The organism is Burkholderia sp. NLJ2 (assembly GCF_049487195.1).
Taxonomy (GTDB): Bacteria; Pseudomonadota; Gammaproteobacteria; order Burkholderiales; family Burkholderiaceae; genus Burkholderia; species Burkholderia pyrrocinia.
In genome coordinates this window covers 1,632,831-1,658,836 of the sequence record NZ_CP137810.1, presented here as the reverse complement: position 1 = coordinate 1,658,836, position 26,006 = coordinate 1,632,831, and the positions used below count along the sequence as shown (strand labels likewise).

Sequence of the window (26,006 nt, the reverse complement as noted above, 5' to 3'; positions counted from 1 at the left end):
ACGTGCGATGCGCTCGCGTCAAATTTCCGGCGCTCGCGTCGTTGCCCTCACACCTGCCGGGCGTCGGGCGCTCGTCGGTGGAACGTGCGGCCAATAATTGGTCATACGATTCGGAGGGCCAGATCCCGTTCCTCCGACGATCGGCGAAATCATGTTCCGCCTTGCTCTCATGAAATTGTCGTGCTAATTTTTCATGAAATTTCGTGGTTTGAATTTCACGGGAGTCCGCATGTTCGTGCAGTCCGACCGTCACGTCGCAAGCTACTACGCCGGCACCTACCCGGCGCCGATCCCGCATCGTCCGGAACTGGACGAGCGCATCGACGCCGACGTGCTGGTGGTCGGCGCGGGCTTCAGCGGGCTGCATACGGCATTGCGCCTCGCGCTCGCCGGCAAGCGCGTCGTCGTGCTGGAGGCGAGCCGCGTCGCGTGGGCCGCGTCGGGCCGCAACGGCGGGCAGGCGCTGCTCGGCTGGTCGTGCGACATGCAGCCGCTCGAGGATTCGCTCGGCCGCGACGGCGCGCGCCTGCTATGGGACAGCATGCGCTGGGCCGCGGCGGAGGTGCGCGAACTGCCGGAACGGCACGGCTTCGACATCGACTACCGGCCCGGCAGCCTGTGGGCCGCGGTGCGGCCGCGCCGCGTCGCGATGCTCGCGCAGGCCCGCGACGAGGCGGCCGAGCGCTGGGGCTACGACCGGCTGCGCGTGATCGGGCGTGACGAGATGCCCGAATGGATCGGCGGCACGCGCTATCTCGCGGCGCTCCACGATCCGGAAGCCGGCCACCTGAATCCGCTGAAACTCGCGCTCGGCCTCGCGCAGACGATCGAGCGCGCGGGCGGCCGCATCTTCGAGCAGAGCCGCGTGCTCGACTGTCGTGAGACGCCCGGCGGCCACATCGCCCGGACGGCGCGCGGCGAAGTGCGCGCGGACGTGCTCGTACTTGCCTGCAATGCGTACGTCGACCGGCTCGATCGCGACCTGGCACGCCGGCTGCTGCCGGTCGGCACGTACCAGGTCGCGACCGCGCCGCTCGCGCCCGACGTCGCGCGTGCGCTGCTGCCGCAGAACAGTTGCGTGATCGACAACCAGTTCGTGCCCGACTACTTCCGGCTGAGCCCCGACCACCGGCTGCTGTTCGGCGGAGGCTGCACGTATCTCGGCGGCATCCCGGCCGATATCGCGGCGGCGACGCGCCCGCACCTCGAGCGCGTGTTCCCGCAACTGGCCGGCGTGCCGCTCGATTACGCGTGGGGCGGCCATATCGACATCAGCATGCGCCGCACGCCGGACATCGGCCGCCACGGGCAGCGTTTCTGGCTGCAGGGTTTCTCGGGGCACGGCGTGCTGCCGACGCTCGCCGGTGCGCGCGCGGTCGCCGACGCCGTGCTCGGCGACGAGCGCCTGCTCGCGCAGTACCAGCGCATCCGCAACCCGCGCTTCCCCGGCGGCGACCGGCTCGCCGCGCCGCTGGAAGCGATCGGCAAGGCCTGGTACCGTTTGCGCGACACCGTTTGACCGTATCGGAACCCATCATGAACGAACAGGAAGAGATAGAAAGTCTGGCGATCCTGATCCGCGATCTGCGCAAGCATCGCAAGGTCACGCTGAACGACCTCGCCGAGCGGATCGGCCGCTCGGTCGGCTTTCTGTCGCAGGTCGAGCGCGGGCTGTCGCGCCCGACGGTCGCGGATCTGACCGCGATCGGCGAGGCGCTCGGCGTGCCGACCACGTATTTCTACAGCCTGAGCAAGCCGCGTAGCGTGCCGTGGGTCACGCGGCCCGACGAGCGGCGCACCGTGTATTACGCGGCCGGCATTACCGACATCCTCGTGTCGCCGAACATGCGCTCGCGTTTCTCGATCCTCGAAAGCCATCTCGCGCCGGGCGCGAGCAGCGGCGAGCGACCTGTCGACGACAGCGACGAGCAGGGCGGCTTCGTGCTCGAAGGAGAACTGACGATCTGGATCGACGGCGACGACACACCCGTCACGCTCGGCGCGAACGATGCGTTCCAGCTTCCCGCGCACAAGCGGTTCCGTTATGCCAACCTGACCGACGCGCCGACGCGCGTGATCTGGGTGTTCACCTGAGTTGTCGGCGGGGCGGGCGGTGTCGCAGGCCGCCGCGCCGCGCAGCATGTTTGCAGTACTGATTGAAATGCGGCATGGGTTGCCCGGTGTGCCGCATGAATCCGGTTCGCCGCGCTGCGGCACCGCCATACAAGACATGGAAAGGATGAGACATGGCTGACGTCGTTCCCGCGCTGGTCGATGAAGTCCGCGCATTCCGGCAGGCGCATCCCGAGATCCGTTATGTCGACCTGATCTGCCTCGACCTGCCCGGGCACTTCTACGGCAAGCGCTATCCGATCGATGCGCTCGAGAAGGTTGCGACGGGCTCGCTGCTGAAGCTGCCGCAGAACTGCGTGCTGCTCGGCACACAGGGCGGCCTCTACAAGATCGGCGACTACTGTTTCAACGACGGCGACCCCGACGCGCCGCGCCGCCTGATCCCCGGCACGCTGAAGCCCGTGCGCTGGGAGCGGCAGCCGCTCGCGCAGATGCTGATCAGCTCCGACGGCACGGATGCGCCGATCGAGTTCGAGCCGCGCGAGGTGCTCGCGCGTGTGCTGCGGCGTTTCGCGGCGCGCGGCATCCGGCCGGTCGTCGCGTTCGAGCTCGAGTTCTACCTGTTCGCCGCGCAGCTCGCGGAAGGGATGCCGCAGTATCCGCGCGACCGGTTGAGCGACGACCGCGACGATCAGCCGAACATGCATATCGAGCGCCTGTCGCGCTTCTCCGACGTGCTGCACGAGATGGTCGAGGCCGCGTGCGAACAGGGCGTCGATGCGACCGTGATCACGGCCGAGCTCGGGCCCGGCCAGTTCGAGATCAATTTCGGCCATACCGACGACGCGTTGCGCGCGGCCGACTGGTCGGCGCTGTTTTGCCGCAGCACGCGCGGCGTCGCGTTGCAGCACGGCTATCGCGCGAGCTTCATGGGCAAGCCTTACCTGCATGCGCCGGGCAGCGGGATGCACGTGCACGTGAGCCTGTACGACGACGCGGGGCGCAACCTGCTCGCGGCGGACGGGCAGCGGCCGCTGCGGCACGCGGTGGCAGGGTGTCTCGCGCTGCTGCCGCATTGCATGCCGGTGTTCGCGCCGAATCACAATGCGTTCCGGCGCTACGGGTCGATGGTGAACGCGGCGAGCCGCGCAAGCTGGGGTTTCGAGGATCGGGATGCGTGCATCCGGATTCCCGAATCGGATGCGCGCAACCTGCGGATCGAACACCGGCTCGCGAGCGCGGATGCGAATCCGTACCTGGTGCTCGCGGCGATTCTCTCGGGGATGGAGCACGGGCTCGATGCACGGATCGAACCGATCGCGCCGCTCAACGAGGATCGCGGCAGCGGGATCGATTTTCCGAAGGAGATGCTGTCGGCCGTCGCGGCGATGCAGGATCATCCGGCCGTGCGCGAAGGGCTCGGCAGCGAGTTCGTGATGGTGTATTGCGAGAACAAGCGGCAGGAGGAGCTGGATTTTCGTAACGAAATCAGCGCGCGGGAGTATCGGTGGTTTCTGTGATTACGGGAGTGCACGCCAATAGCACACTTCCTCGATTGGCGTGCCGTCGATCTCGAAGGTCTTGATGTCGTTTTCGGCGACGAAGCCCTCGCGTTCATAGAACGCTCTCGCACGGCGGTTTTCGACGAGCACCCAGAGCGATACCCATGCATGGCCCGCGTCGTGCAGCGATCGGCATGCATGGTCGACCAGCGCCGTGCCGATGCCTTGCCCGCAATGCGACGGATGCAGATAGATCGCTTCGATTTCTCCCCACGTGCGATCCTTGTCGGTGTCGCGTGTCGGACCGTAGGCGATCCAGCCTGCTGCGTCGTTGCCCGTGAATGCGAGCGCGACGCGCGGGCGGCCGACGTCGAGCGCACAGCGCCAGAAGGTCGTGCGCTTTTCGACCGAGAGACCGGCGAGGAACGGGGCCGGCATGATGTTCGTGTAGGTTGCCTGCCACGACGCGACGTGGATGTCGGCGATCACTGCGGCGTCGGCGGACGTGGCAGCGCGGATGTCGATCGTCATCGTATTCGGTGCCATGTGTGGTCCGCCCGATCGGTTGTTGACTGTCGCGGTGCCGCAGCGGACGGATCGCAAGTGCACACCGTACCGTGCCGCGAAACGCTTCGCGGCACGGCATCTTCGAAGCGCTTACTCGCCGAGCTTCGCCGCCACGCACCCCGTGCTCGTGCATTCACGCTCGCGCTCGCGCAGGAACGACAGTCGCGACGCCGTCATATCGGTCGCGCACTGGAGATCCACGAGGTAGCCGTTGTTGCGGGTTTCGCTGCACTGCGCGTCGCGCTGTTTCAGCCACGCGAGCTGGCCGGCCTTCAGCGTCGCCTGCTGGTCGCCGCTCAGTTGCTTGCGCAGGCGGCCGTATTCGTCGTTGAGTTCGCGGTCGGTCTGGGAGAACTGCGTGCTGCTGCAGTACACCTGATCGAACGCGCTGTGCGGCTTCGCACAGCCGGCCGCGTGCGCGGCGAACGGAACGGCAAGCGCGAGCAGCGCGCAGGATGCGAACAGCGTCTTCTTTTTCATTTTGATGCTCCTGACTGGGTGAAAACCGTTGGGCCCGATGGGCGATACCGTCATTTCGGCGCCGTGCATGCGTCGACTCCGCCCGCAATCGCGGCGGACAGGCGCTGGATCGTCTCGCGCCGCGCGAGCCGCGCTTCTTCGTCCGGATTGACGATCACGCCGGCCTCGACGAGCACGGCCGGAATCGGCGCGGTGCGCAGCACGACGAGATCGTCGAAGCGATGGATGCCGAGTTGCGGGTCGATCAGCGGGCGATTCTCGCCGCGAATCGGCTGCGCGTGATACAGCGACGGCCGTTCGCCGGCCGCGACTAGCCGCTCGGCGATCGCCTTCGCGCAACGCAGGCTTTCCGCGTAGTGCGGATTGCGCTCCGACACGAACACCGAGAAGCCGCGGAATTCGCGCTGCCGGCCCGCATCGATGAACTGCTGCTGCATCGAGTCGTGATGGATCGACACGAACAGGTTCGCGTCGGGCGCCTGCGTCGAGCGCTGGTCGAGCGCGATCTCGCGGCCGTCTGCCGACGTGCGCAGCACGCGGTCGCCGTGCGCGGCGAGCCTTTCCGCAACTGCGGTGGACAGGTCGAGGTTGTACAGGTATTCGACGCGGCCGCTCGCGCCGGTGGAGCCCGGGTGCGCGGGCGTATGGCCGGTGTCGACGACGATGTAGCGCGCGGATGCGGGCTCGGTGCTGGTGCCGGCGGTGTCGGCCGCATGCAGCGCGAGCGGTGCGCCGAGCAGCGGGGCGCACGCGAGCACGCGCGCGGCGGCGCGCACGAACGGGCGAAGGCGTCGGATGGTTCGGTTCGTCATTGTTGTTGTCGAGGAGGGCATACGGCGCGTCGAATCGCACGGCACCGTCGGCCTGCTCAATGCAGTCGGAATGTCGCGCGATTATAGCGGGCGACGGCGGCGCCGCAATGACGCATGGCGACAACGCCCGACGACGCGGCCGTGGCGCGTTCGAACGCATCTGGAAGGAGGTAACGCTGACACACCGGACCGCGCGGGCCGCGCGCCAGTGCGTGTCAACGCGGCAGCGCTTCGGCTTCGGCCCAGCGCTTGAACGAATCGAGACGCCGGCGCGTCTGCACGAGATAGAACGCGCCGATCAGCGGTTCGAGCAGCCAGCGCAGCCACGACGGCTGAACGCGGAAGTTGTACGTGAACTTCACTTCGGTCGAACCCGGCGTGTGTTCGGTGAAGTTCCAGCTACCGCTGAAGCGTTCGAGCACCTTCGGCCCTTCGACCATTTCGACGGCGGCGACCTGCGGCGGACGGTACGAGATATAGCGCGACACCATCGTCGCGCCCGACTGGCTGCGGCAGAACGCGTCAACGCCGACGTCGGCAGTCGTTTCGTCGAGCAGATAGGCGTCGGTGAGGAAGCTGTCCCACACGAGCCGCCGCGCGTAGTCCTGCGACCACGTGAAGAGGCGTCTGCGATCGACGCCGACGGTCCGGCTGACAGAGATCCTCATGATGGCGGGCGCCGTGGCGCGGATTGGGATGAAATCGAGTGTAACCCGCCAATGCCGCGCATTTCTTCAGACTTGGTCAAGTCGAGCGTGTGCTCGATTGACGCACTCCGGGATTTCCCCTAGGATTCAATCCAACCCTTCGGGAAAGACCCGAAGCGTTTCAATCTCTTGAGGGAGCCTCATGAGTACGCAACAGAACCGGCGCTTCGACGCGCTCGTTTTCATTGGTCGTTTCCAGCCCCCGCATCGTGGTCACCTGAACGTGTTGAAGTCGGCACTGAGCCGGGCCGAACGCGTGTGCGTGCTGATCGGGTCGACCGACAAGCCCCGCACCATCAAGGATCCGTTCTCGTTCGACGAGCGCCGCCAGATGCTGACTTCGCTGTTCGACGCGTCCGAGCGCGACCGCGTGACGATCGCGCCGTTGCAGGATTCGACGTACAACGACGGCGACTGGGTGCGCTGGGTGCAGGACGCCGTCGCGTCCGCGCTCGGCGACGTCGCGCAGCGCAAGGTCGGGCTGATCGGCCACGAGAAGGACGCCACGTCGTATTACCTGCGGATGTTCCCGCAATGGGAGCTCGTCGACGTCGATGCGACCGAAGACATTTCCGCCACCGAGATTCGCGACCAGTATTTCGCCGAACGCACCAACAGCTTCGTGCAGTGGGCCGTGCCGGAACCCGTGTTCGGCTGGCTCGAGCGTTTCCGCACGCAGCCGGAATTCGCGCAACTGAAGTCGGAAGCCGAATTCATCGCCGCGTATCGCAAGGCGTGGGCGGCCGCACCGTATCCCGTCACGTTCGTGACGGTCGACGCGGTGGTCGTGCACTCGGGCCATATCCTGCTGGTGCGCCGCCGCAGCGAACCGGGTCGCGGCCTGTGGGCGCTGCCGGGCGGGTTCGTGAACCAGGACGAGCGGCTCGACGCGGCCTGCATCCGCGAGTTGCGCGAGGAAACCGGCCTGAAGCTGCCGGAGCCCGTGCTGCGCGGGTCGATCAAGGATCGCCAGGTGTTCGATCACCCGACCCGCTCGCTGCGCGGCCGCACGATCACGCATGCGTGCCTGTTCAACTTCCCGACCGGCGAGCTGCCGCGCGTGAAGGGCAGCGACGACGCCGACAAGGCGCGCTGGGTGCCGCTCAACGAATTCGCGCAGATGCGCAACGTGATGTTCGAGGATCACTTCGACATCGCGTATCACTTCCTGGGGAAGCTGTGATCCGCTGATTCTCCGCATTCCGGTCCGCCGCGACAGACGCGGCGGCACGTCAACGGCCTAGAGGAGCTCTAGCCATGCAAAACGATCCCGGCGGCTTTGCCGCGGTTCTCGCCAATCCGATCCTCAACACGGATTCGTACAAGGCTTCCCACTTCCTGCAATATCCGCCCGACGCGTCGGCGATGTTCTCGTACGTCGAATCGCGCGGCGGCCGCTACGACCGCACGCTGTTCTTCGGCCTGCAGATGCTGCTGAAGGAATATCTGTGCAAGCCGGTCACGCACGCGATGATCGACGATGCGCGCGATTTCTTCACGGTGCACGGCGAGCCGTTCAACGAAGCAGGGTGGCGTTATATCGTCGAACGCTACGACGGTTATCTGCCGGTGAAGATCCGCGCGGTGCCCGAGGGTTCGGTCGTGCCGGTGCACAACGTGCTGATGACCGTCGAATGCGACGACCCGCAGGTGTTTTGGCTCGCGTCGTATCTCGAGACGATGCTGCTGCGCGTCTGGTATCCGGTGACGGTCGCGACGCGAAGCTGGCACCTGCGGCAGACGATCCGCCGCTTCCTCGAAAGGACCGACGACGATCTCGCGCAACTGCCGTTCAAGCTGCACGACTTCGGCGCGCGCGGCGTGTCGAGCGCGGAGTCGGCCGCGATCGGCGGCGCGGCGCACCTCGTAAGCTTCATGGGTTCGGACACGGTGCTCGGCGTGCTGGCCGCGAACCGCTTCTATCGCGAGCCGATGGCTGCGTACTCGGTGCCGGCGGCCGAGCACAGCACGATCACATCGTGGGGGCGCGAAGGCGAGGCCGATGCGTACCGGAACATGATCCGCCGCTTCGGGATGCCCGGCGCGATCGTGTCGGTCGTGTCGGACTCCTACGATCTGTTCGCCGCGCTCGATTTGTGGGGCGGCGAACTGCGGCAGGCCGTAATCGATTCGGGCGCGACGCTCGTCGTGCGACCCGATTCGGGCGACCCCGTGAAGATCGTGATGCAGACCGTGCGCGCGCTCGACGCGTCGTTCGGCTCGACCGTGAACGGCAAGGGGCGGCGCGTGCTGAACCGCGTGCGCGTGATCCAGGGCGATGGGGTCGACGAGCTGTCGATCGACGCGATTCTTTCCGCCCTCGACGACGCGGGTTATGCGGCCGGCAATGTCGTGTTCGGCATGGGCGGCGCGTTGCTGCAGCAGGTGAACCGCGATACGCAGCGCTTTGCGATGAAGTGCTCGGCGATCCGGCGTGGCGGCGTGTGGCACGACGTTCGCAAGGACCCGGTCACCGATCAGGGCAAGCGCTCGAAGAAGGGGCGGCTCACGCTGCTTCGCAATCGCCGCACCGGCGAGTACCGGACGACGACGCTGCCCGTTGCGTGGGACGATCGTGCGCTGGAAGGCGAATGGGACGAGGCGCTCGAGACGGTGTTCGATACGGGGCGGTTGCTGGTCGATGCGTCGTTTGCCGAAGTGCGGGCGAGGGCGCACGCGGGGGAGGGTTGAGGTAGGCGACAGGCGCGAACGGGGCGGCAGTGCGCGACGCCACCGCCCCGTTCGCGCTCAGGCGGCGCGGGTGACGAGCGTGCGAAGCACGGCGTCCACCTCGATTTCCCCTTTCAGTACATCCGCGCGTGCCGACGCGAAATCGATCCAGCCTTCATTGAAGCCGTCGAGCATGCACATGCGCGGTTCGGGGTAACGCATCCGTTGCGAATCGAACAGGGCTGCCCATGTGTCGCGCGGTACGGCTTCGGCGTGGACGGCGTGCCCGAGCACGCGGGCGAACGCGGCCGCAAGGTCGTTCGGGCTGACACGACGAGGCCCTTCGAGCTCGACAATGCGTGCGCCGGTCCATTCTTCCTGGAGCAGCGCGGCGGCTACGCGGCCGACGTCTTCGGTGGCGACCATCGGCACCGGTCTGTCGAGCGGCTGGAGAAAGCTGCGGATGACGCCGTCGTCGCGTGCCGTCGCGACGTCCCATGCGGCGTTTTCGACGAACCACGCGGGGCGCAGGAACGCGATGGGCATGGGCAGGTCGCCGAACGCCTGCTCGATCATCGTCAATTGCGTCAGCAGGTTCACCTGCGTCGCCTGCGCGCCGATCGTCGACAGACAGACAACCTTGCGCGGCCGCGCGGCTCGCAACGCTGCGCCGACTGCGTCGATCACGGCGCGTGTTTCGGGAAATCCGGGGGAGGGATCGAAGCACGGCGGCAGCAGGACGAATACGCCGGCCGAGTTCGAGAAAGCCGTCGTCAGTGCGGTGGTGTCGGTCATGTCAGCGAGTGCAACGTCGCAGTTGCGCGCGGCCCAGGGCGCAGCGCGCTCCGCGGTGCGCGCGACGGCCCGCACGCGCTGGCCAGATGCGAGCAGCGTTCGGGCGAGCGCGCCACCGACCTGTCCGGTGATGCCGGTAATGGCGTACATGGTTCGAAATCCTCATCGAAAAATTGGAGGGGCGCGCGCCGGAACAGCCGGGTGGCGGATCTGCCTGTCGTATTCGGCATGCCGCCGGTGGGGCTTGCCGTCGCGATGCATCGGGTTGCATGATAGGGAACGGCGATTCCTGATGGAATCGAATCCATGTCATTTGATTGGTGATTTTTTGTCATGAGTGAAATCATGGGCATCGACGGGCGGATTCTGGCGAACGTGGGCGTGCTGGCCGCGATCGTCGAGGGCGGCAGCTTCGCGCGCGCGGCCGACGCACTCGGCATGTCGCCGTCCGGCGTCAGCCGGGCCGTGGGCCGGCTCGAGGCGCGTGTCGGCGTGCGGCTGCTCGATCGCACGACGCGGTCGGTGACGCTGACGGACGAAGGGCGGAGCCTGTATGAGGACATCGGCCCGCTGCTCGCCGGCATCGGCGACGCGGTCACGCTGGCCGCCGACTCGGTCGCGACCGTGCGGGGCAGGTTGCGCGTGAATGTCGACGCCTATTTTTCGCGGCGGGTGCTGGCGCCGCATCTCCCCGCGTTTCTTGCACGCCATCCCGACCTGTCGCTGGAATTGGCGGCACGCGAGCAACTCGGCGATCTGGTCGCCGAGGGATTCGACATCGCGGTGCGGTTCGGCGAACCGCCGTCATCGTCGCTGGTGGCGCGCAAACTTCTGGAGACGCGTGCGGTGACGGTCGCCGCGCCCGAATACGTGAAACGGCACGGGCGTCCCGAGACGCCTGCCGATCTTGTCGATCATGCATGCATTCAGATGCGCAACACGCTGACCGGCCAGCCGCTCGACTGGGTCTATCAGCTTGGCCGCAAGCGCGTGCCCGTGAAGACGACCGGCAGGCTGCTCGTCAACGACGCCGGCACGATGCTCGGCGCATGCCTGGCCGGTGCGGGCGTCGCGCGCTTCAAGGCGAGCGGGGTAGCGGGGCTGATCGAGCAGGGGCGGCTGGTCGAGCTGCTCGCGGATTGGCGCGGTGAGGCGTTCCCGCTATTTGCGTACTATCCGTCGCGACACCTGCCACCCGCAAAGGTGCGGGCGTTCATCGATTTCGTGGCCGAGATCGTGGCGATCGGTAGTTAGCGCGATCGCCTGCGACTACGGTTCGCCTGCGAGTGCGCGCGTTCCCGCGTCCGCCTGCACGCCGCCACGCTCCGCCGCCCGCACCGCCTCCATCGCCCGCGCCAGCGCATCGAACACCGCCGGCCCCTTGCAGCGCGACACGTTGAACCGCAGGTACGACGTCGCGCTATGCGACGCGCTGAACACATTGCCGGGCGCGAGCACGACGTCATGGTCCAGCGCGTGGCGCGCGACGCGCGCGGCGTCGAGCCCGTCCGGCAGTTGCGCCCACACGAACAGGCCGCCGCGCGGCTCCGTCCAGATCCCGAGCCCGGCGCGCGAGAGGCGCCGGATCGTCTCGCCCATCGCATCCGCGAGGCGCGCGCGCATGCTGTCGAGGTGACGCCGGTACGTGCCGTCGACAAGCAGCCGGTGCACGACGTTCGCGCCGATCTGCGCGTTGCCGAACGAAGTCGCGAGCTTCAGGTCGACGAGCGCCTCGATCCATTCCGGGCGCGCGGCGACGTAGCCGCAGCGGATCGCGGCCGACAGCGTCTTCGAGAAGCTGCCGATCGAGATGACACGCGACAGCCCGTCGAACGCCGCGAGGCGCGGCGCGGGCGTGCTTTCGAAATCCGCGAAGATGTCGTCCTCGACGATCAGCAGGCCGTGCTCGGCCGCGAGCGTCAGCAGCCGGTGCGCGACGGGCGGCGCGAGCGTCGCGCCAGTCGGGTTGTGCAGCGCCGCGTTGGTGATGTACAGGCGCGGCCGGTGCTCGGCGAGCACCTGCTCGAAGCGCGCGAGATCGGGCCCGTTCGGCGTGTACGGGACGCTGACGATCCGCGCGCGGTGCGCGCGCAGTAGCGCCTGGAAGTTGAAGTAGCACGGATCGTCGAGCACGACCGTGTCGCCCGGCTCCAGCAGCAGGCGGCACACGAGGTCGAGCGCGTGCGTGCCGCCGTCGGTCAGCATGATCTGCGCGGGTTCCGCGTGGACGCCGTGCTGCGCGAGCCGCCATGCGAGCTGCTGGCGCAGCGCGGGCAGGCCGAGCGGTGTCGCGTAGTCGGTCAGCGCGTCCGATTCGTCGCGCGACACGGCGCGCAGCGCGCGGCGCAGGCTCTCGTCCGGCAGCCACGACGACGGCAGCCATCCACAGCCGGGCTTCACGGTCGTCGGCGCCGCCTCGAGCGACTGGCGCGACAGCCACAGCGGATCGAGTTCGCGGTCGAGGCGCGGGCCAAGATCGGCGAGCGCGAGCGGCGGCGCGTGGCCCGACACGTAGAAGCCCGAGCCGCGCCGCGCGACGAGCACGCCTTCGCTCGCGAGCCGCTCGTACGCATCGACGACCGTCGATTTCGACACGCCGAGCGCGTCAGCCATCATCCGGATCGACGGCACACGCGCGCCAGGCATCAGCGCGCGGCTCGCGATCCGCGCGCGCAAGGTATCCATCACGGTTTCGACGCGCGTGCGCGACGGGGCGGGCGGAACGGGAATCGGGGCGATATCGCTCATCGTGAATTGAACTGTACGGCCGGTTGTCCAATACAGTTTGTCCAGATTGTATTGGGCTGTAGCTTACGCGCTTTTCGCGGGCGGCGGATCATCGGTCATCCACTTTCCCCGTTCAGGATTTCCCGTGCAAAAGACGACCGACGGATGGCTCAGCGGCTTGCTGGGCGTGATCATCTTCAGTGGCTCGCTGCCTGCGACGCGTGTCGCGGTGCAGGGGCTCGACCCGCTGTTCCTCACGTTCGCGCGCGCGACGATCGCCGGCGCGCTCGGCCTGCTGCTGCTGGTCGTGCTGAAGCAGAGGCGGCCGACGCGCGCCGAGGCCGTGTCGCTGGCGATCGTCGCGCTCGGGGTCGTGGTCGGCTTTCCGTTGCTGACGGCGCTTGCGCTGAAGCATGTGACGTCCGCGCACGCGATCGTGTTCGTCGGGCTGCTGCCGCTCGCGACCGCATTGTTCGGCGTGTGGCGCGGCGGCGAACGGCCGCGGCTGCCGTTCTGGATCTTCTCGATCGTCGGCAGCGGCGCGGTGGCCGCGTTTGCGCTGCGTAACGGCGGGCAGGCATCGGTGGTCGGCGATGCGCTGATGCTGGCTGCAATCGTCGCGTGCGGGCTCGGCTACGCGGAAGGCGCGCGGCTGTCGCGGCAGCTCGGCGGCTGGCAGGTGATCTCGTGGGCGCTCGTGCTGTCGCTGCCGCTGATGCTGCCGCTCACGTGGCTTACGTGGCCTGCGTCGTTCGACGGCGTGGATGCCGCCGCGCTGTGGGGGCTCGCATACGTGTCGCTGTTCAGCATGCTGATCGGTTTCGTGTTCTGGTATCGCGGGCTTGCGCTCGGCGGGATCGCGGGCGTCGGCCAGTTGCAGCTGCTGCAGCCGTTCTTCGGCTTCCTGCTGGCGGCCGGGCTGCTGCACGAGACGGTGCCGCGGTCGATGGTCGTCGTGACGATCGTCGTGGTCGGCTGCGTGGCGGGCGCGAAGTACTTCTCGAAAATGGCGCCCGTGCAGCGCGCGGGGTGACCCGCGTTCCGGTCCGTGCCGTCGCTCGACGGCACGGACCGGCCCGCTTACGCGACGTGCGCCACGTCGTACTGCGAGGACAGATATCGCCGGATATCGGCCGGTGAATCGATGAAGCGCCGGCCGTTGTGCTCGCGAATCGCGAGTGCGCCGTCCTTCGGTGCATGCCCGTCGCCGAGCACGAGCACGGGCGCCGACTGGTTGTCCGCGCCGATCAGCGCGACGATCGGCTGGCGCGGCCGCGGTGCGTCGATGTATTCGACGTCGACGGCCTCGCGAAGCTGCGGGTAGAAGCTCAGCAACCCTTCGACGGAAACGGAATCGCCGCAGTAGAACGGACCTTCGGAGTCCTTGAAAAAACCGGGGCGAAGAATGAACAGCGTGTCTTTCATGATTGTCTCGCTATGAGAGAGGGACGAACGTTGAAGAAAACGTGATGCGGGGTGGCGTGTGCGACGTCGCCGGATTTCAGGCTTCCGCGAGTGCGGCGGCGCGCATCCTCGCGAAACCGGCGGTGAGGTCGGCGATCATGTCGTCGGGATGCTCGAGCCCCGCGTGAATCCGCAGCAGCGGGCCGGCCGCCGTCCATTGCGTGGCGGTGCGATGGCGCGACGGATTGGACGGGACGATCAGGCTTTCGAAGCCGCCCCAGCTATACCCCATGCCGAAGCATGTCATCCCGTCGAGCAGCGCGCGCACCGCCTCGTCGGGCTGCGGATGCAGCACGATGCCGAACAGGCCACAAGCACCGGTGAAATCGCGCTGCCACAGCGCATGGCCAGGGTCGCCGGGCCGCGCCGGATACAGGATCTGCGCGACTTCCGGCTGTTGCGCGAGCCATTCGGTCAGCACGTGTGCGTTGCGCTGGTGCCGCTCGAGCCGGACCGACAGCGTGCGCAGGCCGCGCAGTGCGAGATACGCGTCGTCGCCGCTGACGGTCATCCCGAGTTGGCGGTAGAAGCGCGTGACCTTCGGCGCGAGCGCCTCGGTCGTCAGGATCGCCCCCATCAGCACGTCGGAGTGTCCGGCGATGTATTTCGTGGCGGCATGAATCGACACGTCGACGCCATGCGAAAACGACCGGAAATTCAGCGGCGTGCCCCACGTGTTGTCGAGCAGCACGACCGCGCCGTGCCGGTGCGCGACGCGGCTGATGGCCGGGATGTCCTGCACTTCGAAGGTCAGCGAACCGGGCGATTCGGCAAAGACCGCGCGCGTGTTCGGCCGCATCAGCGATGCGATGCCTGCGCCGATCGCGGGATCGTAGTACGTCGTCTCGATGCCGAGGCGCGCGAGCGTCTCGTCGCAGAACGAGCGGGTCGGGTCGTACACGGAATCGGCCATCAGCAGATGGTCGCCGGGATTCAGCACCGCGAGCAGCGCGGTCGTGATCGCGCTGAGGCCGCTCGGTGTCAGCAGCGCGGCGTGCGCGCCTTCGAGGCGCGCGAGCGCCTTCTCGAGCGCGCGCGTGGTCGGGCTGCCGTGACGTCCGTATGCGAGCGGCGTGCCGCGCACCGCGTCGAGCGCGTCGGTGCCGTGAAAGAGCAGCGTCGATTGGCGGTACACGGGCGGGTTCACGGGCGAACCGGGCTGGCCGTGCGAGCGGCCTTCGTGGGCGAGAACGGTGTCGGTCGAATGCAGGTGGTTCAAGATATCGTCCTTTGAGGGGCAATCAATCGAAGCAATTCAATGCGGCCGCCGCGCGGTCAATGCAGGATCTTGTCGAGGAAGTCGCGTGCGCGTTCGGAGCGCGGCGCGGCGAAGAACCTGTCGCTGGCCGCGTCCTCGACCACCGCGCCCTGGTCCATGAAGATCACGCGATGCGCGACCTTCCGCGCGAAGCCCATTTCATGCGTGACGCAGACCATCGTCATCCCGTCGCGCGCGAGCTCGACCATCACGTCGAGCACTTCGTTGATCATCTCCGGGTCGAGCGCCGAGGTCGGCTCGTCGAACAGCATCGCGACCGGGTTCATCGACAGCGCGCGTGCGATCGCGACGCGCTGCTGCTGACCGCCGGACAACTGCCCCGGATACTTGTGCGCGTGCGCCCTCAGGCCGACGCGATCGAGCAGCTTCATGCCGTTCTCGACGGCCTCGTCCTTGCGGCGGCCGAGCACCTTGATCTGCGCGAGCGTCAGGTTCTCGGTGATCGACAGGTGCGGAAACAGCTCGAAGTGCTGGAACACCATGCCGACGCGGGCGCGCAATTGCGCGAGTTTCGCGCCGGGATCGCCGAGCCGCGTGCCGTCGACGGTGATGCTGCCTTTCTGGAACGGCTCGAGACCGTTGATCGTCTTGATCAGTGTCGACTTGCCGGAGCCCGACGGCCCGCACACGACGACCACTTCGCCTTTCGAGACCGCCGCGCTGCATGCCGAGAGGACCTGATGCTTGCCATACCATTTGGATACATTGTCGAGCGTAATCATGTTCTGTCCGTCGTTGAGGTTCGGGATGAAAGTCCGGCACGCGCTCAATGCGTGGACGGCAGCGAAAGGCGTGTCTCGACGCGGCCCTGAAGCCGCGTGAGCAGCGTGCTCAGCACCCAGTAGATCGCTGCGGCGGCGAGATAGAGCGGCAGCGGCTGGAACGTCGCGGCGATCACTTCCTGCGTCGAGCGCAGCAATTCGGTGACGGTGATCACCGAGACCAGCGACGTGTCCTTGATCAGGCTGATCAGCGTGTTGCCGAGGCTCGGCACCGCGAGGCGCAGCGCTTGCGGGCAGACGATGTGGCGCAGCGTCTGCATGTGCGTGAGGCCGAGGCTGTGCGCGGCCGCCCATTGCCCGCGGCCGATGCCGAGAATCGCGCCGCGCATGCTCTCCGACAGATAGGCGCCCGCGTTGAGCGTCAGCGTGAAGATGCCGGCCGTCGTCGGATCGAGCGTGATGCCGAGATCGGGCAGCCCGTAGTAGACGACGAACATCTGCACGAGCAGCGGCGTGCCGCGCATCAGGCTGACGTAGCCCTGCGCAAGCCCGGCCGCGAGCCGGTTGCTGCCGATGCGCATGATCGCGATCACGAGCCCGACGACGAGGCCGAGCGCCATCGACGCCACGGCGAACTTCAGCGTGAGCACCGCGCCCTTGACCATCACGGGCAGGGTATGAACGACCAGTTCGAGTGCTTCCATCACGTGTCTCCTGATTGTGTGCCGGACGGCCCGCGCGTTCGTGCGCGCGGGCTCGGGGCGGGCTGCGTTATTGCGTCACCGGCTTGGTCGTATCCGTGCCGAACCACTGCATCGAGATCTTCTTCAGCGTGCCGTCCTGCTGCAGCGACGCGACCGCATCGTCGATCGCCTTCGCGAACTTCGGGTTGCCCTTGCGGAACGGGATGCCCATCCGGTCCTCGCCACCCGCGAGCACGGAGCCGGGGCGCAGCGGCAGGTGCGAGTTCTTGATCAGGTAGCTGAGCATCAGGCGATCGTTGACCGCCGCGTCGATACGGCCCGCCGCGAGGTCGCGCAGGTTTTCCGGCGTGCCCGGGTAGACCTGCAGGTCGACTGCGGGCACGGTCTTGACGAGATCGACGTAGTTGCTGCCCATCGTCACGCCGACCTTCTTGCCCTTCAGTTCGTCGAGCGACTTGAATGCGCGCGTGTCGTTCTGCCGTTGCAGCAGTTGCGCGGACGAATACACATACGGTGCGCTGAAGTCGAGCGCCTGTTGTCGTGACGGCGTGATCGCGACCTGGTTGACGATCACGTCGAACTTGCCGGCCTGCAGGCCGGCGAGGATCCCGCTCCATTCGGTCGTGACGAATTGCGGCTTCACGCCGAGGCGCGCGGCGACGGCCTTCGCGACGTCGACGTCGAAGCCTTCGAGCTGGCCGTCGGCATTGCGGTAGTCGAACGGCGGGTAGGTGCCTTCCAGCGCGATCTTCAGGACTCCGGCCTGCTTGACGGTGTCGAGCAGGTCCGCCGCGTGCGACGTCGTGGCCACGATGCAGAGGAGGGCGGCGGCGATGCCTTGCTTGAGCGTCGGGGTGAAGTGCTTCATGGTTGTCTCCGTGGTTGTTGTCGAAAATTCAGGGTGTGCGAAGCCGCGGCGACGGGCGGCGTCGCCGTGAGCGGGAAGTCGGTGGAGCGTGTGGCGGCGTGTGTCGTTAGCCGCCGTGCGTGATGCCGTGCGTTACGGCATGCGTTCGCGTGCGATGGTGGATCGGCGCGAGTGCGGATGAAGGCGCGAGAAGCGCGAGCGGTCGCAGCGTGACGCGTGAGCGGGCCGCGTGGCATACGTGTCGAACGTGTTCCGGTGTGCGGCGAAGAGTTCAAGCATGCTGTTCATGATTGCCCGTGCAGCGTTGCGAGAGTGGTAGGCCGGTGCATCGTCGATGCGTATCCGGCGACAAGAATGCTGTGCGACTGAGGGCAATCTTAGGTTTATCAAAAAGGAATGTGTTTCCAAAGATGCACGCACTTTCTACGCGCTGTGGAATGTTTTTCTCTGCGTGCGAAAGGTGGCGCAAGCGATCTGCTGCGGTTGCGCGCCATGCGAAGCATCAGGTGCTACGGTGCGGCCGGGCGGTTGCTCCAGACCGTGAGCCGGTGCCCCTGCGGCGTGCCGAAAAGCAAAACGGCCAGGCTGCCGGTAGCGGCAAGCCTGGCCGTTGGCCTTCGTATCGACGAAAGCGTGTTACTCGAACGTCTCGAGCGCGAGCAGTTCGTCGATCGTCTGCCGGCGGCGGATCAGCCGCGGCGTGCCGCGATCGACGAGCACTTCCGGCGCGAGCGGCCGGCTGTTGTAGTTCGAGGACATCGACGCGCCGTACGCGCCCGCGTCGTGCAGGAACAGCAGGTCGCCGATCTGCGGCTGCGCTAGCTTGCGGTGCGTGACCACGCCGCCCGCGTCCTGCGTGAACACGTCGCCCGATTCGCACAGCGGCCCCGCGATCGCGAGGTCGACGAGCGGCCGGCCCGCGGGCAATTCGCCGTCGTGCGTGTGCACGGATACCGCGTGGTAGCTGCCGTACATCGACGGGCGCATCAGGTCGTTGAAACCCGCGTCGATCAGCACGAAATCGTGCTTCGGCCGGCGGTTGACGGCCTGCACTTCGGTGACGAGCGTGCCGGCTTCGGCGACGAGGAAGCGGCCCGGTTCGATCTCGATGCGCACCGGGTGGCCGAGATGCCGTTCGATCCGCTTGCGCGCGGCGTCCCACTGGCTGAAGTAGTGGCCGACGTCGACGCGCGGTTCGCCGTCGCGATACGGGATCGACAGGCCGCCGCCGGCCGAGATCGCGTCGATGTCATGGCCGAGCGACGTGACGAGATCGACCATTGCGTCGCACACCTGCGACAGGTGGTCGTAGTCGACGCCCGAACCGATGTGCATGTGGATGCCGACGAGCTTGAGCCCGTACTGGCGCACGATCTCGATTGCGCGCGGCACGTCGTCGATCCAGATGCCGTGCTTGCTTTGCGGGCCGCCGGTGTTGGTCTTGTTGCTGTGGCCGTGCCCGAAACCGGGGTTGACGCGCAGCCACACGCGGTGGCCCGGCGCGTGTTCGCCGATGCGCGCGAGCATGTCGAGCGAACCCGCGTTCACGGTCACGCCGTGCTTCAGCACGGCTGCGAGCGTCGGGCGGTCGATCAGGTCGGCCGTGAACACGACGCCTTCCGGCTCGCCGGCTGGACTGAACCCGGCCGCGAGGCTGCGCTCGATCTCGCCGAGCGACACCGCGTCGACGCACGCGCCTTCCTCGCGCATCAGCTTCAGGATATGGATGTTCGAGTTTGCCTTCTGCGCATAGCGGATCACGTCGAACTGGCGAAGTTGGGCGATGCGGTCGCGGATGACGTCGGCGTCGTACACCCACAGCGGGGTGCCGTATTGCTGCGCGAGCGTCGCGAGCTGGCGGGAATCGAGGGACATGGCGGATGAATCAGGTCGAATGAACGGATAGCGTGAATGATGCGCCTGTTCGGCTATACAGTAAAATGCCTGTTATTCGACATTCGATTCATTCCTGATATAGAAGATCATGCTCACGCATCGTCATATCGAGGTCTTTCGCGCGCTGATGGTCACCGGCAGCACGACGCGCGCGGCCGAGATGCTCTATACGTCGCAACCGACGATCAGCCGCGAGCTCGCGCGGATGGAGCAGGTCGTTGGTTTCGCGCTGTTCGAACGCACGCACGGTCGGCTGCGGCCGACGATGGCCGCGCTCACGCTGTTCGACGACGTGCGGCTCGCCTATGTGGGGCTCGAACGCGTCGCGGCGACGGCCGCGCGCCTGCGCGAGTTTCGCGACGGCCAGCTTTCGGTGATTGCGCTGCCGGCGTTCTCGCACGCGATCCTGCCCGGCGCGTGCCGGCGTTTCCACGAAGCGCACGCGGGCGTCAGCGTGTCGGTCGCGACGCAGGAGTCGCCGGTGCTCGAGGAGTGGCTGACCGCGCAACGTTACGACCTCGGGCTGACCGAGCACGACGTCGCGCCGGCCGGCACCGTGCTTACGCCGCTGCTCGAAGTCGACGAAGTGTGCGTGCTGCCCGACGGCCATCCGCTGCTCGCGCAGGACGCGATCGATCTGCCGGATCTCGCCGATCGCCCGTTCGTGAGCCTGTCGCTGAACGATCCTTACCGCATCCTGATCGACGAGGCGTTTGCGCAACTCGGCGTCGCGCCGCGCTCGGTCGTCGAAACGCCGTCGGCCGTGTCGGTGTGCGCGTTCGTGCGGCAGGGGCTCGGCGCCGCGATCGTCAATCCGCTGACGGCGCTCGATTTCGTCGGGCGCGACCTGCACGTGCGGCCGCTCACGCGGTCCTTCCCGTACCGGGTCAGCATGATCGTGCCCGAGCACCGGCCGAAGAACCTGCTCGTCGATGCGTTTGCCGATGCGCTGCGTGGCGAGGCAAAGGCGATCCGTCGCCGGCTCGCCGCACACCTCGGTTAACCGCGCCGTATGATGGCCGTTTCGCCGCCATCGTCCTCACTTTCCGGAAATCCGTCATGACCGACGCTTCATCTTCCGTCGAACAACCGACCCTCACCGGCGCGCGTGTCGAACTGCGGCCGCTCGAAGCATCCGACCGGCAGGCGCTGCTCGATGCCGCCGCGGACGGCCAGTTGTGGAACCTGAAGGTCACGGTCGTGCCGGGTGCGGAGACGATCGACGCGTACATCGATACCGCATTGCAGGGGCGCGCGGCCGGCACCGTGATGCCGTTTGCGATCGTCGATCGCGCATCGGGCCGCGTGATCGGCAGCACGCGTTTCTGGAAGATCGACCGCAAGAATCGCAAGCTCGAGATCGGACATACGTGGCTGAGCGAATCGGCGCAGCGCACGCGTGCGAATACCGAAGCGAAGTGGCTGTTGCTGACCTATGCGTTCGATACGCTGCACTGCGTGCGCGTGCAGTTCACGACCGACGAGCTGAACGAGAAATCGCGCGCGGCGATTCTGCGGCTCGGCGCGAAGCAGGAAGGAATCGTGCGTCACGAACGGATCATGCCGGACGGCCGCAAGCGCAATTCGGTGCGCTTCAGCATCATCGACGAAGAATGGCCGGACGTGCGTGCGGGGTTGATGGCGAAGCTCGCGACGTAACGCATAGCGCGTGACGGGCAGCGCGCGCGTTCGCGGAGCGGATGATCAGACGTGCATCGCGCCACCGGCAAGGGGGCGGCTGCGCGACGAGAGGGGAAAGCGGTGCGCCGCGCACGTGGCGCGGCGCTGCATCGTTATTGCGCCGATGCGAGGTGGTGACGCTCCGCGAGTTTCTGCGCGTCCGCGTAGTGCTTCTGCAGGATCGGCAGCGACTGGCGTGCGACTTCCTTCAGCTTCGTGTCGCGGCCCGATGCGATTTCGGCCTGGAAAGCCGAGATCGTCTTCTGCTCGCCGGCGAGCGCGACCTGCTCGATATACGCCTTGTCGAACTCGGCGCCGCGCAGGCTCTTGATGCTGTTCAGCACGGCCGTGTCGGGGTCGTTGGCCGGCACGTCGACGCCGCGCGGGCTTGCCGCGCGCATCGCCTGGATGATCTTTTCGTCGTCGGCCGACACGCGTTGCGCGAAGGCCTTCACCTGGCTGTCCGACGTGCGCGCATCGGCGATGCGTGCCGCGTCGTGCTGCGTCGACACGGTTTTCGTGCCGTCCGTGATGAAGGCCTGGTCGGCTTCGTGAATGCGCGTCGCGGCGGCGGCCGGCGCGGCGGGTGCCGGTTGCGCGGTTTGTGCGGTCGCCGTCACGGCGACGAGAAGCAGGCCAGCGGCAGACAAGGCAAGGCGCGAGATGTGGGGAAAGCGGTTCATGGGACCTCCTTTCGAGCGGGGCTCTGGTTAAAAGACGGATGACGTGATCCGTAGCTGTGCGAGAGACCGGGCGCGCCCGGGCCGGATTCGACCGCCGCTCTGCCGCGGCGCCGGTCGAAGTGTTTCCCGGCCCGACTGATTCTAGGAGAGCGGTCGGGTAGCAGGTGCAACCGTGCTGTGGTTTGTGTAACGGTTGGTAAGACGAATCGATGAGCAGGTCTGCGTACCGGTATTGCGTACCTGGTGCACGCGCGGCGGCGGCAATTTTTGCGTGTGTGCGGCGTGCGGGATGCACGTGCGTGTCATCTGTATTTCATCGTTGTGCCGCTGTTGCCGTGTCGTGCGCGCCGAGCGACGTGCGGACTCGCGCGTGCAATGCGCTGAAGGCGTCACACGCGATCGAGCAGTGCATCGAGGCGCGACAGCAACGGCGTCGCGCAATGCGCCTGCAACGCGTCGGGTGCGGTGTAGCCCCACGCGACCCCCTGGAATGCGATGTGCGCGCGTCGTGCCGCGTCGGCATCGCGGATTTCGTCGCCGACGTACAGCACCTCATCGGCGCGCACGCCGGCCTCGCGAACGAGCGCGCGCAGGCGACGTGCCTTGCCGAACAGCGGAATGCCGCACGCGAAGGTGTCGACGCGGCCGCTGGCGCGCGGGCCGAGGCGGTCGCGCACGATGTCCTCGCTGTTCGACGTTGCGATCGCGATGCGGATGCCGCGCGCGGCCAGCGCGTCGAACGTGTCGTCGACGCCGGGGAACAGCATCACTTGCGCGACGCGCGGCCGCATCAGGCGGCGCATGTCGATCGTCACGCGCGGCACTTTCCACATCGGCACGTCAAGCGCGCGGATGATGTCGCGCGCCGACATGCCGCGCAGCGCCGGGCGCAACTCGGGCGTGGCGTCGCGAAAGCCGTGCAGGCGCGACGCTTCCGACAGCGCCGCGAGAAAGCTGTCGAGCGAATCGGCGAGCGTGCCGTCGAAGTCGAATGCGATGAGGCGGTAGGGCATGACGCGGTGTGGCGGGTTTATTGGGTGGGCGACATTGTCACCGAACCTTGATCGGCCGGTCGAGCGCGTAGCCGACCATGATCAGCACGTCGGCTTTCTCGCCGCGCGCGAGGCGGTTCGGAATCGCTTCCTTCGACTGGCCCATCGACGGGCCGGAGATCATCACGCGCGGCTCGGTCGCTTCGACCGGCAGCGCGGCGGACGCGAGTGCGACGGCGGCGAGCCAGAATGCGGCGCGGCGGGGGAAGGGGCGGTGAGTGCAGCGCGGTTGCGCATCGAGGTGTCTCCTTCCTGTCCGTCGTTGGCAGCGTGCGCGGTTGTGAAAGGCCGGCACGGGCTACATCATCCACCGAAATGCGTGTATGGGTAAGCGGGTAAGTGCGACGCGCGTTGCTGGCCGGGGCGATGATGAAAGCCCGGCCGCTTCGGCTGAAGCGTTGCAAAGGCTGATCGCGCATTGCCGGCGCCGTGAGGAGGAGAGGGCGATGCGCGGGACTCGGCGCTACTCGTAGTGATAGCGGCAGGACACGATGCTGATCTGAAGGTCGTCAGCCTCGTAGACCAGGCGGTTCGTGTCGTCGATACGGCGCGACCAGAAGCCGGAGAGATTGGCCTTCAACGGTTCGGGTTTGCCGATGCCTTCGAACGGCGTTCGCTGGGCTTCGCGAATGAGCTGGTTGATGCGCTTGAGCGTCTTGCGATCCTGCCCTTGCCAATAGACATAGTCGTCCCACGCGTCGGAAGTAAAGAGCACGCGGCGTACGCTCATTCATCATCCTCTGCGAGCTTGTGTTCTTTCGCCTTGCCCTTGCGCAGTTGCGCGATCGAACGTTCGAGATGGGCGACGTTGGCCGGCGAGCGCAGCAAGTGAACCGTCTCCATCAGGCTGTCGTAGTAGTCCTGCGACATGATGACGGCGTTCGGTGCATCGCGCCGCGTGATGAGCGTCACGTCCGCATCGTCGACGACCTGGTCGATGACGGTCTTCAGATTGCCGCGGGCATCCGAAAAATGAATCGTGCGCATGATTTGCCTCACTTGTACATATAATCGTACAAGTATAGCACGGTAGATGAATATGTACGGGTTATCGTACAAGTTGTTCGGTGAGTGTATGTGGTTGCACGCCACCGTCCGGCAAGAGGATTCTCACCTGTCGTGCAGCAGCGGCGTGGTGGTGCTGCTTGTAGCCCGCCCCACAGCGCGGTATCGTCGATGCTCCGCCTTCCGCCCCCCACCGGAGAACAGACGTGCCCGCAGCCACCCCCGCCACGCTGAGATTTTCCACCGACAAGCGCGAACTCGACATCGACGCGATTTTCGACTTCCTGCATCGCGACGCATACTGGTCGCAGGGCATTCCGCGTGATGTGGTCGAGCGTGCGATCGAGGGTTCGCTGTGTTTCGGTGCGTATGTCGGCGACCGGCTCGTCGGGTTCGCGCGGCTTGTCACCGATCACGCGACGTTCGCGTACCTGTGCGACGTGTTCGTGCTGCCGGCCGAACGCGGCAACGGCTACGGACGCGCGCTGATCGATCACGTGTTCGCGCAGGAGATGGTGCAGCGCCTGCGCCGCATCATGCTCGTGACGACCGACGCGCACGAGTTGTACCGGCCGGTCGGCTTCGGGCCGTTCGCGAATCCGGAGCGGCTGATGGAGATCCGCCGTCCCGACATCTACGCGAAACGCTGACGCGCGACGCAGCGCATACAATACGCGCTTTCCGTTTTTGCCGAAGAGAAACTCATCATGACCGAACAGGAAGCCGAACAGCTCGCGACGCACCGCCACTACAAGGGCGGTTTGTACCGCTACATCGGCGTGGCCCGCCATTCCGAAACCGAGGAATCGGTGGTCGTGTACGAGCATCTGTGGCCGCATGCGCGCGGGCTGTGGGTGCGGCCGGAGGCGATGTTCAACGGCAATCTCGAAGACGGCACGCCGCGTTTTCGCAAGCTGCGCGACTGAGCGGGCGGCACCGGAGCCGGTGTCTAGCCGGCGCCGCCCGGCTTGTCGTGCGACGCCGGTTGCCGCAGCGCCATCGTGAAGAAGCGCCGGATTTCATCCATCAGTTCCGCGCGGGCCGACGCGAAATCGAACGCGCGCCGGTTTTCGTGCGCGTAGCGCCGGCGCCAGTCGTCGGCCGCATGCCGCGCTTCGCGTGCGCGCAGATCGTCGAGTTCGGGCGTGCGCAGCGCGTGGTCGGCGATCAGTGTCACGCCGTCGCGGCTGACCTCCAGCACGCCGCCCGCGACGAGGAGGCGGCGATGCTCGCCGGTCGACGCATCGACGAGCGTCACGACGCCGGGCCGGATCCTCGTGAGCAGCGGCGCATGGTGCGGGTAGATCCCCAGTTCTCCGCTTTCGCCCGGGACGACGACGAAATGCGCGTCGCCGGCATACAGCACCGCTTCCACGCTCACGATGTCGAGCCTCATCGACGTCTTCATGCGCACTCCTTCAGACCGCCGCCGCGCCGGCGACGATTTCGCACAGCTCGGTGGTGATCTGCGCCTGTCGCGTCTTCTGGTACAGGTGCCGCAGTTCGCGCAACACGCGGTCGGCGTTGTCCGTCGCGGTCTGCATGCTGAACATCCGCGCGCATTGCTCGCACGCATAGTTCTCGACGACGGCCTGATAGAGCGTTGCCTCGACGTAGCGCAGCAGCAAAGTATCCACGACCGGTTTGGGTGCGGGTTCGTACAGATAGTCGGATGCCTCCGCGCCGTCGGCCGGCGCGCCGGTGTCGAGCCCCGCGATCGGCAGCATCGCATCGATGCGCGGCTCGTACGCGAGCGGGCTCGTCAGCCGGTTGTAGGCGACGTGCACTTCGTCGAGCTCGCCGTTGACGAACGCGGTCAGCGGGACGAGCAGCGCGCCGAGCAACTGTTCGAAGTGCGGTTCGGCGGCCAGGCCGCTCGCGCGCGCCGTGATGGTCGCGCCGTGGCGCATCAGCGGCGCGATGCCGCGCGCACCGATCACGCTCAGTTCGCACGCGACGCCGGTGCGGTCCCAGCGTTCGAGCGCATCCACGCATTCGACGAGCAGCCGTGCATTGAGCGGGCCGCACAGCCCGCGATCGGTGCTGACGACGATCAGGCCGACACGGCGCACGGGATCGCGTCGCGCCATCAGCGCGGACACGTGGTCGGGGCGGTCGCGCAGCACGCGTTCGGCCATGGCCCCGATGCGCGCCGCATACGGCCGGAACTCGCGCGCGCGGCGCTGCGCGCTCGCCATCTTGGTGCGCGCCATCATCTCCATCGCCTTGGTGATCTTGCGCGTGGACGACGTACTGGCAATCTTCGAGCGGATTTCGCGTATGTGCATGTCAGCGGGGCGTCGCGGCCATCCGGATGTCA

30 protein-coding genes are annotated in these 26,006 nt (G+C 67.0%); 11 read left to right on the top strand and 19 right to left on the bottom strand.

The genetic code is table 11. The annotated features are described in order from the left end of the window. Positions 1–229: 229 nt before the first annotated feature. The 3 genes from R9B84_RS29775 (at position 230) to R9B84_RS29765 (ending at position 3,593) form a co-directional block, all read left to right on the top strand. Complete coding sequence (locus tag R9B84_RS29775) at positions 230–1,519, top strand: NAD(P)/FAD-dependent oxidoreductase (RefSeq protein WP_423761060.1); 1,290 nt, start codon at positions 230–232, stop codon at positions 1,517–1,519. Positions 1,520–1,536: 17 nt separating this feature from the next. Next, a complete protein-coding gene (locus R9B84_RS29770) occupies positions 1,537–2,094 on the top strand; it encodes a helix-turn-helix domain-containing protein (RefSeq protein WP_060193345.1) in 558 nt (185 codons plus the stop codon). A gap of 152 nt (positions 2,095–2,246) precedes the next feature. After that, positions 2,247–3,593, top strand: a complete 1,347-nt coding sequence (locus R9B84_RS29765) for a glutamine synthetase family protein (protein WP_423761059.1) — start codon at positions 2,247–2,249, stop codon at positions 3,591–3,593. Here the strand turns inward: R9B84_RS29765 and R9B84_RS29760 are convergent, their stop codons facing one another. The 4 genes from R9B84_RS29760 to R9B84_RS29745 all read right to left on the bottom strand — a co-directional run bounded on the left by R9B84_RS29760 (position 3,594) and on the right by R9B84_RS29745 (position 6,102). Continuing rightward, positions 3,594–4,121, bottom strand: a complete 528-nt coding sequence (locus tag R9B84_RS29760) for a GNAT family N-acetyltransferase (RefSeq protein WP_423761058.1) — start codon at positions 4,119–4,121, stop codon at positions 3,594–3,596. A gap of 111 nt (positions 4,122–4,232) precedes the next feature. Next, positions 4,233–4,622 carry a lysozyme inhibitor LprI family protein gene (locus R9B84_RS29755; protein ID WP_423761057.1) on the bottom strand — a complete coding sequence of 130 codons (390 nt, stop codon included), beginning with the start codon at positions 4,620–4,622 and terminating at the stop codon, positions 4,233–4,235. 50 nt (positions 4,623–4,672) lie between these two features. After that, positions 4,673–5,434: an N-acetylmuramoyl-L-alanine amidase family protein gene (locus R9B84_RS29750; RefSeq protein WP_423761056.1), complete on the bottom strand. Its 762-nt coding sequence runs from the start codon at positions 5,432–5,434 to the stop codon at positions 4,673–4,675. 215 nt (positions 5,435–5,649) lie between these two features. After that, positions 5,650–6,102: a type II toxin-antitoxin system RatA family toxin gene (locus tag R9B84_RS29745; protein ID WP_069748780.1), complete on the bottom strand. Its 453-nt coding sequence runs from the start codon at positions 6,100–6,102 to the stop codon at positions 5,650–5,652. Between the two features lie 181 nt (positions 6,103–6,283). On the opposite strand from R9B84_RS29745, the gene R9B84_RS29740 reads away from it, so the two are divergent. Beyond that, entirely contained in the window at positions 6,284–7,324 is a 1,041-nt protein-coding gene (locus R9B84_RS29740) for a bifunctional nicotinamide-nucleotide adenylyltransferase/Nudix hydroxylase (RefSeq protein WP_423761055.1), read from the top strand. Between the two features lie 74 nt (positions 7,325–7,398). Beyond that, on the top strand, positions 7,399–8,832 hold the full coding sequence (locus R9B84_RS29735; RefSeq protein ID WP_423761054.1) for a nicotinate phosphoribosyltransferase: 1,434 nt from the start codon (positions 7,399–7,401) through the stop codon (positions 8,830–8,832). A 57-nt stretch (positions 8,833–8,889) separates the two neighbouring features. Here the strand turns inward: R9B84_RS29735 and R9B84_RS29730 are convergent, their stop codons facing one another. Next, on the bottom strand, positions 8,890–9,756 hold the full coding sequence (locus tag R9B84_RS29730; RefSeq protein WP_423761053.1) for an NAD(P)H-binding protein: 867 nt from the start codon (positions 9,754–9,756) through the stop codon (positions 8,890–8,892). Positions 9,757–9,951: 195 nt separating this feature from the next. Here R9B84_RS29730 and R9B84_RS29725 point away from each other — a divergent pair, with 195 nt between their 5' ends. After that, complete coding sequence (locus R9B84_RS29725; protein ID WP_423763512.1) at positions 9,952–10,860, top strand: LysR family transcriptional regulator; 909 nt, start codon at positions 9,952–9,954, stop codon at positions 10,858–10,860. Between the two features lie 15 nt (positions 10,861–10,875). On the opposite strand, the gene R9B84_RS29720 is transcribed toward R9B84_RS29725, so the two are convergent. Beyond that, positions 10,876–12,354, bottom strand: a complete 1,479-nt coding sequence (locus tag R9B84_RS29720) for a PLP-dependent aminotransferase family protein (protein ID WP_423761052.1) — start codon at positions 12,352–12,354, stop codon at positions 10,876–10,878. Positions 12,355–12,478: 124 nt separating this feature from the next. On the opposite strand from R9B84_RS29720, the gene R9B84_RS29715 reads away from it, so the two are divergent. Further along, the gene (locus tag R9B84_RS29715) at positions 12,479–13,366 is read left to right on the top strand and encodes a DMT family transporter (RefSeq protein WP_423761051.1); all 888 of its coding nucleotides are present in this window, start codon (positions 12,479–12,481) and stop codon (positions 13,364–13,366) included. Positions 13,367–13,413: 47 nt separating this feature from the next. Here the strand turns inward: R9B84_RS29715 and R9B84_RS29710 are convergent, their stop codons facing one another. From R9B84_RS29710 to lysA, 6 genes are all read right to left on the bottom strand, one after another. Next, positions 13,414–13,758 (bottom strand): DUF3088 domain-containing protein, encoded by a 345-nt coding sequence (locus tag R9B84_RS29710; RefSeq protein ID WP_423761050.1) that lies wholly within the window; start codon positions 13,756–13,758, stop codon positions 13,414–13,416. Positions 13,759–13,834: 76 nt separating this feature from the next. Then, positions 13,835–15,016 (bottom strand): cystathionine beta-lyase, encoded by a 1,182-nt coding sequence (gene metC / locus R9B84_RS29705; protein WP_423761049.1) that lies wholly within the window; start codon positions 15,014–15,016, stop codon positions 13,835–13,837. A gap of 56 nt (positions 15,017–15,072) precedes the next feature. After that, positions 15,073–15,798, bottom strand: coding sequence for an amino acid ABC transporter ATP-binding protein (locus tag R9B84_RS29700; RefSeq protein ID WP_423761048.1), 726 nt, complete (start codon positions 15,796–15,798; stop codon positions 15,073–15,075). Positions 15,799–15,842: 44 nt separating this feature from the next. Next, complete coding sequence (locus R9B84_RS29695) at positions 15,843–16,502, bottom strand: amino acid ABC transporter permease (protein ID WP_423761047.1); 660 nt, start codon at positions 16,500–16,502, stop codon at positions 15,843–15,845. Positions 16,503–16,569: 67 nt separating this feature from the next. Next, entirely contained in the window at positions 16,570–17,370 is an 801-nt protein-coding gene (locus R9B84_RS29690; RefSeq protein WP_423761046.1) for a transporter substrate-binding domain-containing protein, read from the bottom strand. Positions 17,371–18,006: 636 nt separating this feature from the next. Then, on the bottom strand, positions 18,007–19,245 hold the full coding sequence (lysA, locus tag R9B84_RS29685) for a diaminopimelate decarboxylase (protein ID WP_423761045.1): 1,239 nt from the start codon (positions 19,243–19,245) through the stop codon (positions 18,007–18,009). 109 nt (positions 19,246–19,354) lie between these two features. Between lysA and R9B84_RS29680 the strand changes: the two genes are divergently transcribed. Both R9B84_RS29680 and R9B84_RS29675 read left to right on the top strand, forming a co-directional pair. Continuing rightward, a complete protein-coding gene (locus tag R9B84_RS29680) occupies positions 19,355–20,269 on the top strand; it encodes a LysR family transcriptional regulator (protein ID WP_423761044.1) in 915 nt (304 codons plus the stop codon). Between the two features lie 56 nt (positions 20,270–20,325). Beyond that, complete coding sequence (locus tag R9B84_RS29675) at positions 20,326–20,925, top strand: GNAT family N-acetyltransferase (RefSeq protein ID WP_423761043.1); 600 nt, start codon at positions 20,326–20,328, stop codon at positions 20,923–20,925. A gap of 134 nt (positions 20,926–21,059) precedes the next feature. Here R9B84_RS29675 and R9B84_RS29670 read toward each other — a convergent pair whose 3' ends face one another. The 5 genes from R9B84_RS29670 to R9B84_RS29650 all read right to left on the bottom strand — a co-directional run bounded on the left by R9B84_RS29670 (position 21,060) and on the right by R9B84_RS29650 (position 23,668). Continuing rightward, positions 21,060–21,629 carry a DUF4142 domain-containing protein gene (locus R9B84_RS29670; RefSeq protein WP_423761042.1) on the bottom strand — a complete coding sequence of 190 codons (570 nt, stop codon included), beginning with the start codon at positions 21,627–21,629 and terminating at the stop codon, positions 21,060–21,062. Between the two features lie 389 nt (positions 21,630–22,018). Further along, positions 22,019–22,642: an HAD hydrolase-like protein gene (locus R9B84_RS29665; RefSeq protein WP_047902758.1), complete on the bottom strand. Its 624-nt coding sequence runs from the start codon at positions 22,640–22,642 to the stop codon at positions 22,019–22,021. Positions 22,643–22,679: 37 nt separating this feature from the next. After that, the gene (locus R9B84_RS29660) at positions 22,680–22,808 is read right to left on the bottom strand and encodes a hypothetical protein (protein WP_423763583.1); all 129 of its coding nucleotides are present in this window, start codon (positions 22,806–22,808) and stop codon (positions 22,680–22,682) included. A gap of 336 nt (positions 22,809–23,144) precedes the next feature. Beyond that, entirely contained in the window at positions 23,145–23,411 is a 267-nt protein-coding gene (locus R9B84_RS29655) for a Txe/YoeB family addiction module toxin (RefSeq protein ID WP_011354451.1), read from the bottom strand. Next, positions 23,408–23,668, bottom strand: a complete 261-nt coding sequence (locus R9B84_RS29650) for a type II toxin-antitoxin system Phd/YefM family antitoxin (protein WP_011547275.1) — start codon at positions 23,666–23,668, stop codon at positions 23,408–23,410. The genes R9B84_RS29655 and R9B84_RS29650 overlap by 4 nt, the downstream gene beginning before the upstream one ends. 224 nt (positions 23,669–23,892) lie before the next feature. On the opposite strand from R9B84_RS29650, the gene R9B84_RS29645 reads away from it, so the two are divergent. Both R9B84_RS29645 and R9B84_RS29640 read left to right on the top strand, forming a co-directional pair. Next, positions 23,893–24,336 carry a GNAT family N-acetyltransferase gene (locus R9B84_RS29645; RefSeq protein ID WP_423761041.1) on the top strand — a complete coding sequence of 148 codons (444 nt, stop codon included), beginning with the start codon at positions 23,893–23,895 and terminating at the stop codon, positions 24,334–24,336. A 57-nt stretch (positions 24,337–24,393) separates the two neighbouring features. Next, a complete protein-coding gene (locus R9B84_RS29640) occupies positions 24,394–24,612 on the top strand; it encodes a DUF1653 domain-containing protein (protein ID WP_006480837.1) in 219 nt (72 codons plus the stop codon). Between the two features lie 23 nt (positions 24,613–24,635). Here the strand turns inward: R9B84_RS29640 and atpC are convergent, their stop codons facing one another. Both atpC and atpG read right to left on the bottom strand, forming a co-directional pair. Continuing rightward, positions 24,636–25,094 (bottom strand): ATP synthase F1 subunit epsilon, encoded by a 459-nt coding sequence (atpC, locus tag R9B84_RS29635; protein ID WP_423763498.1) that lies wholly within the window; start codon positions 25,092–25,094, stop codon positions 24,636–24,638. A gap of 10 nt (positions 25,095–25,104) precedes the next feature. Then, a complete protein-coding gene (gene atpG, locus R9B84_RS29630; RefSeq protein ID WP_423763497.1) occupies positions 25,105–25,974 on the bottom strand; it encodes an ATP synthase F1 subunit gamma in 870 nt (289 codons plus the stop codon). Between the last annotated feature and the right edge of the window lie 32 nt (positions 25,975–26,006).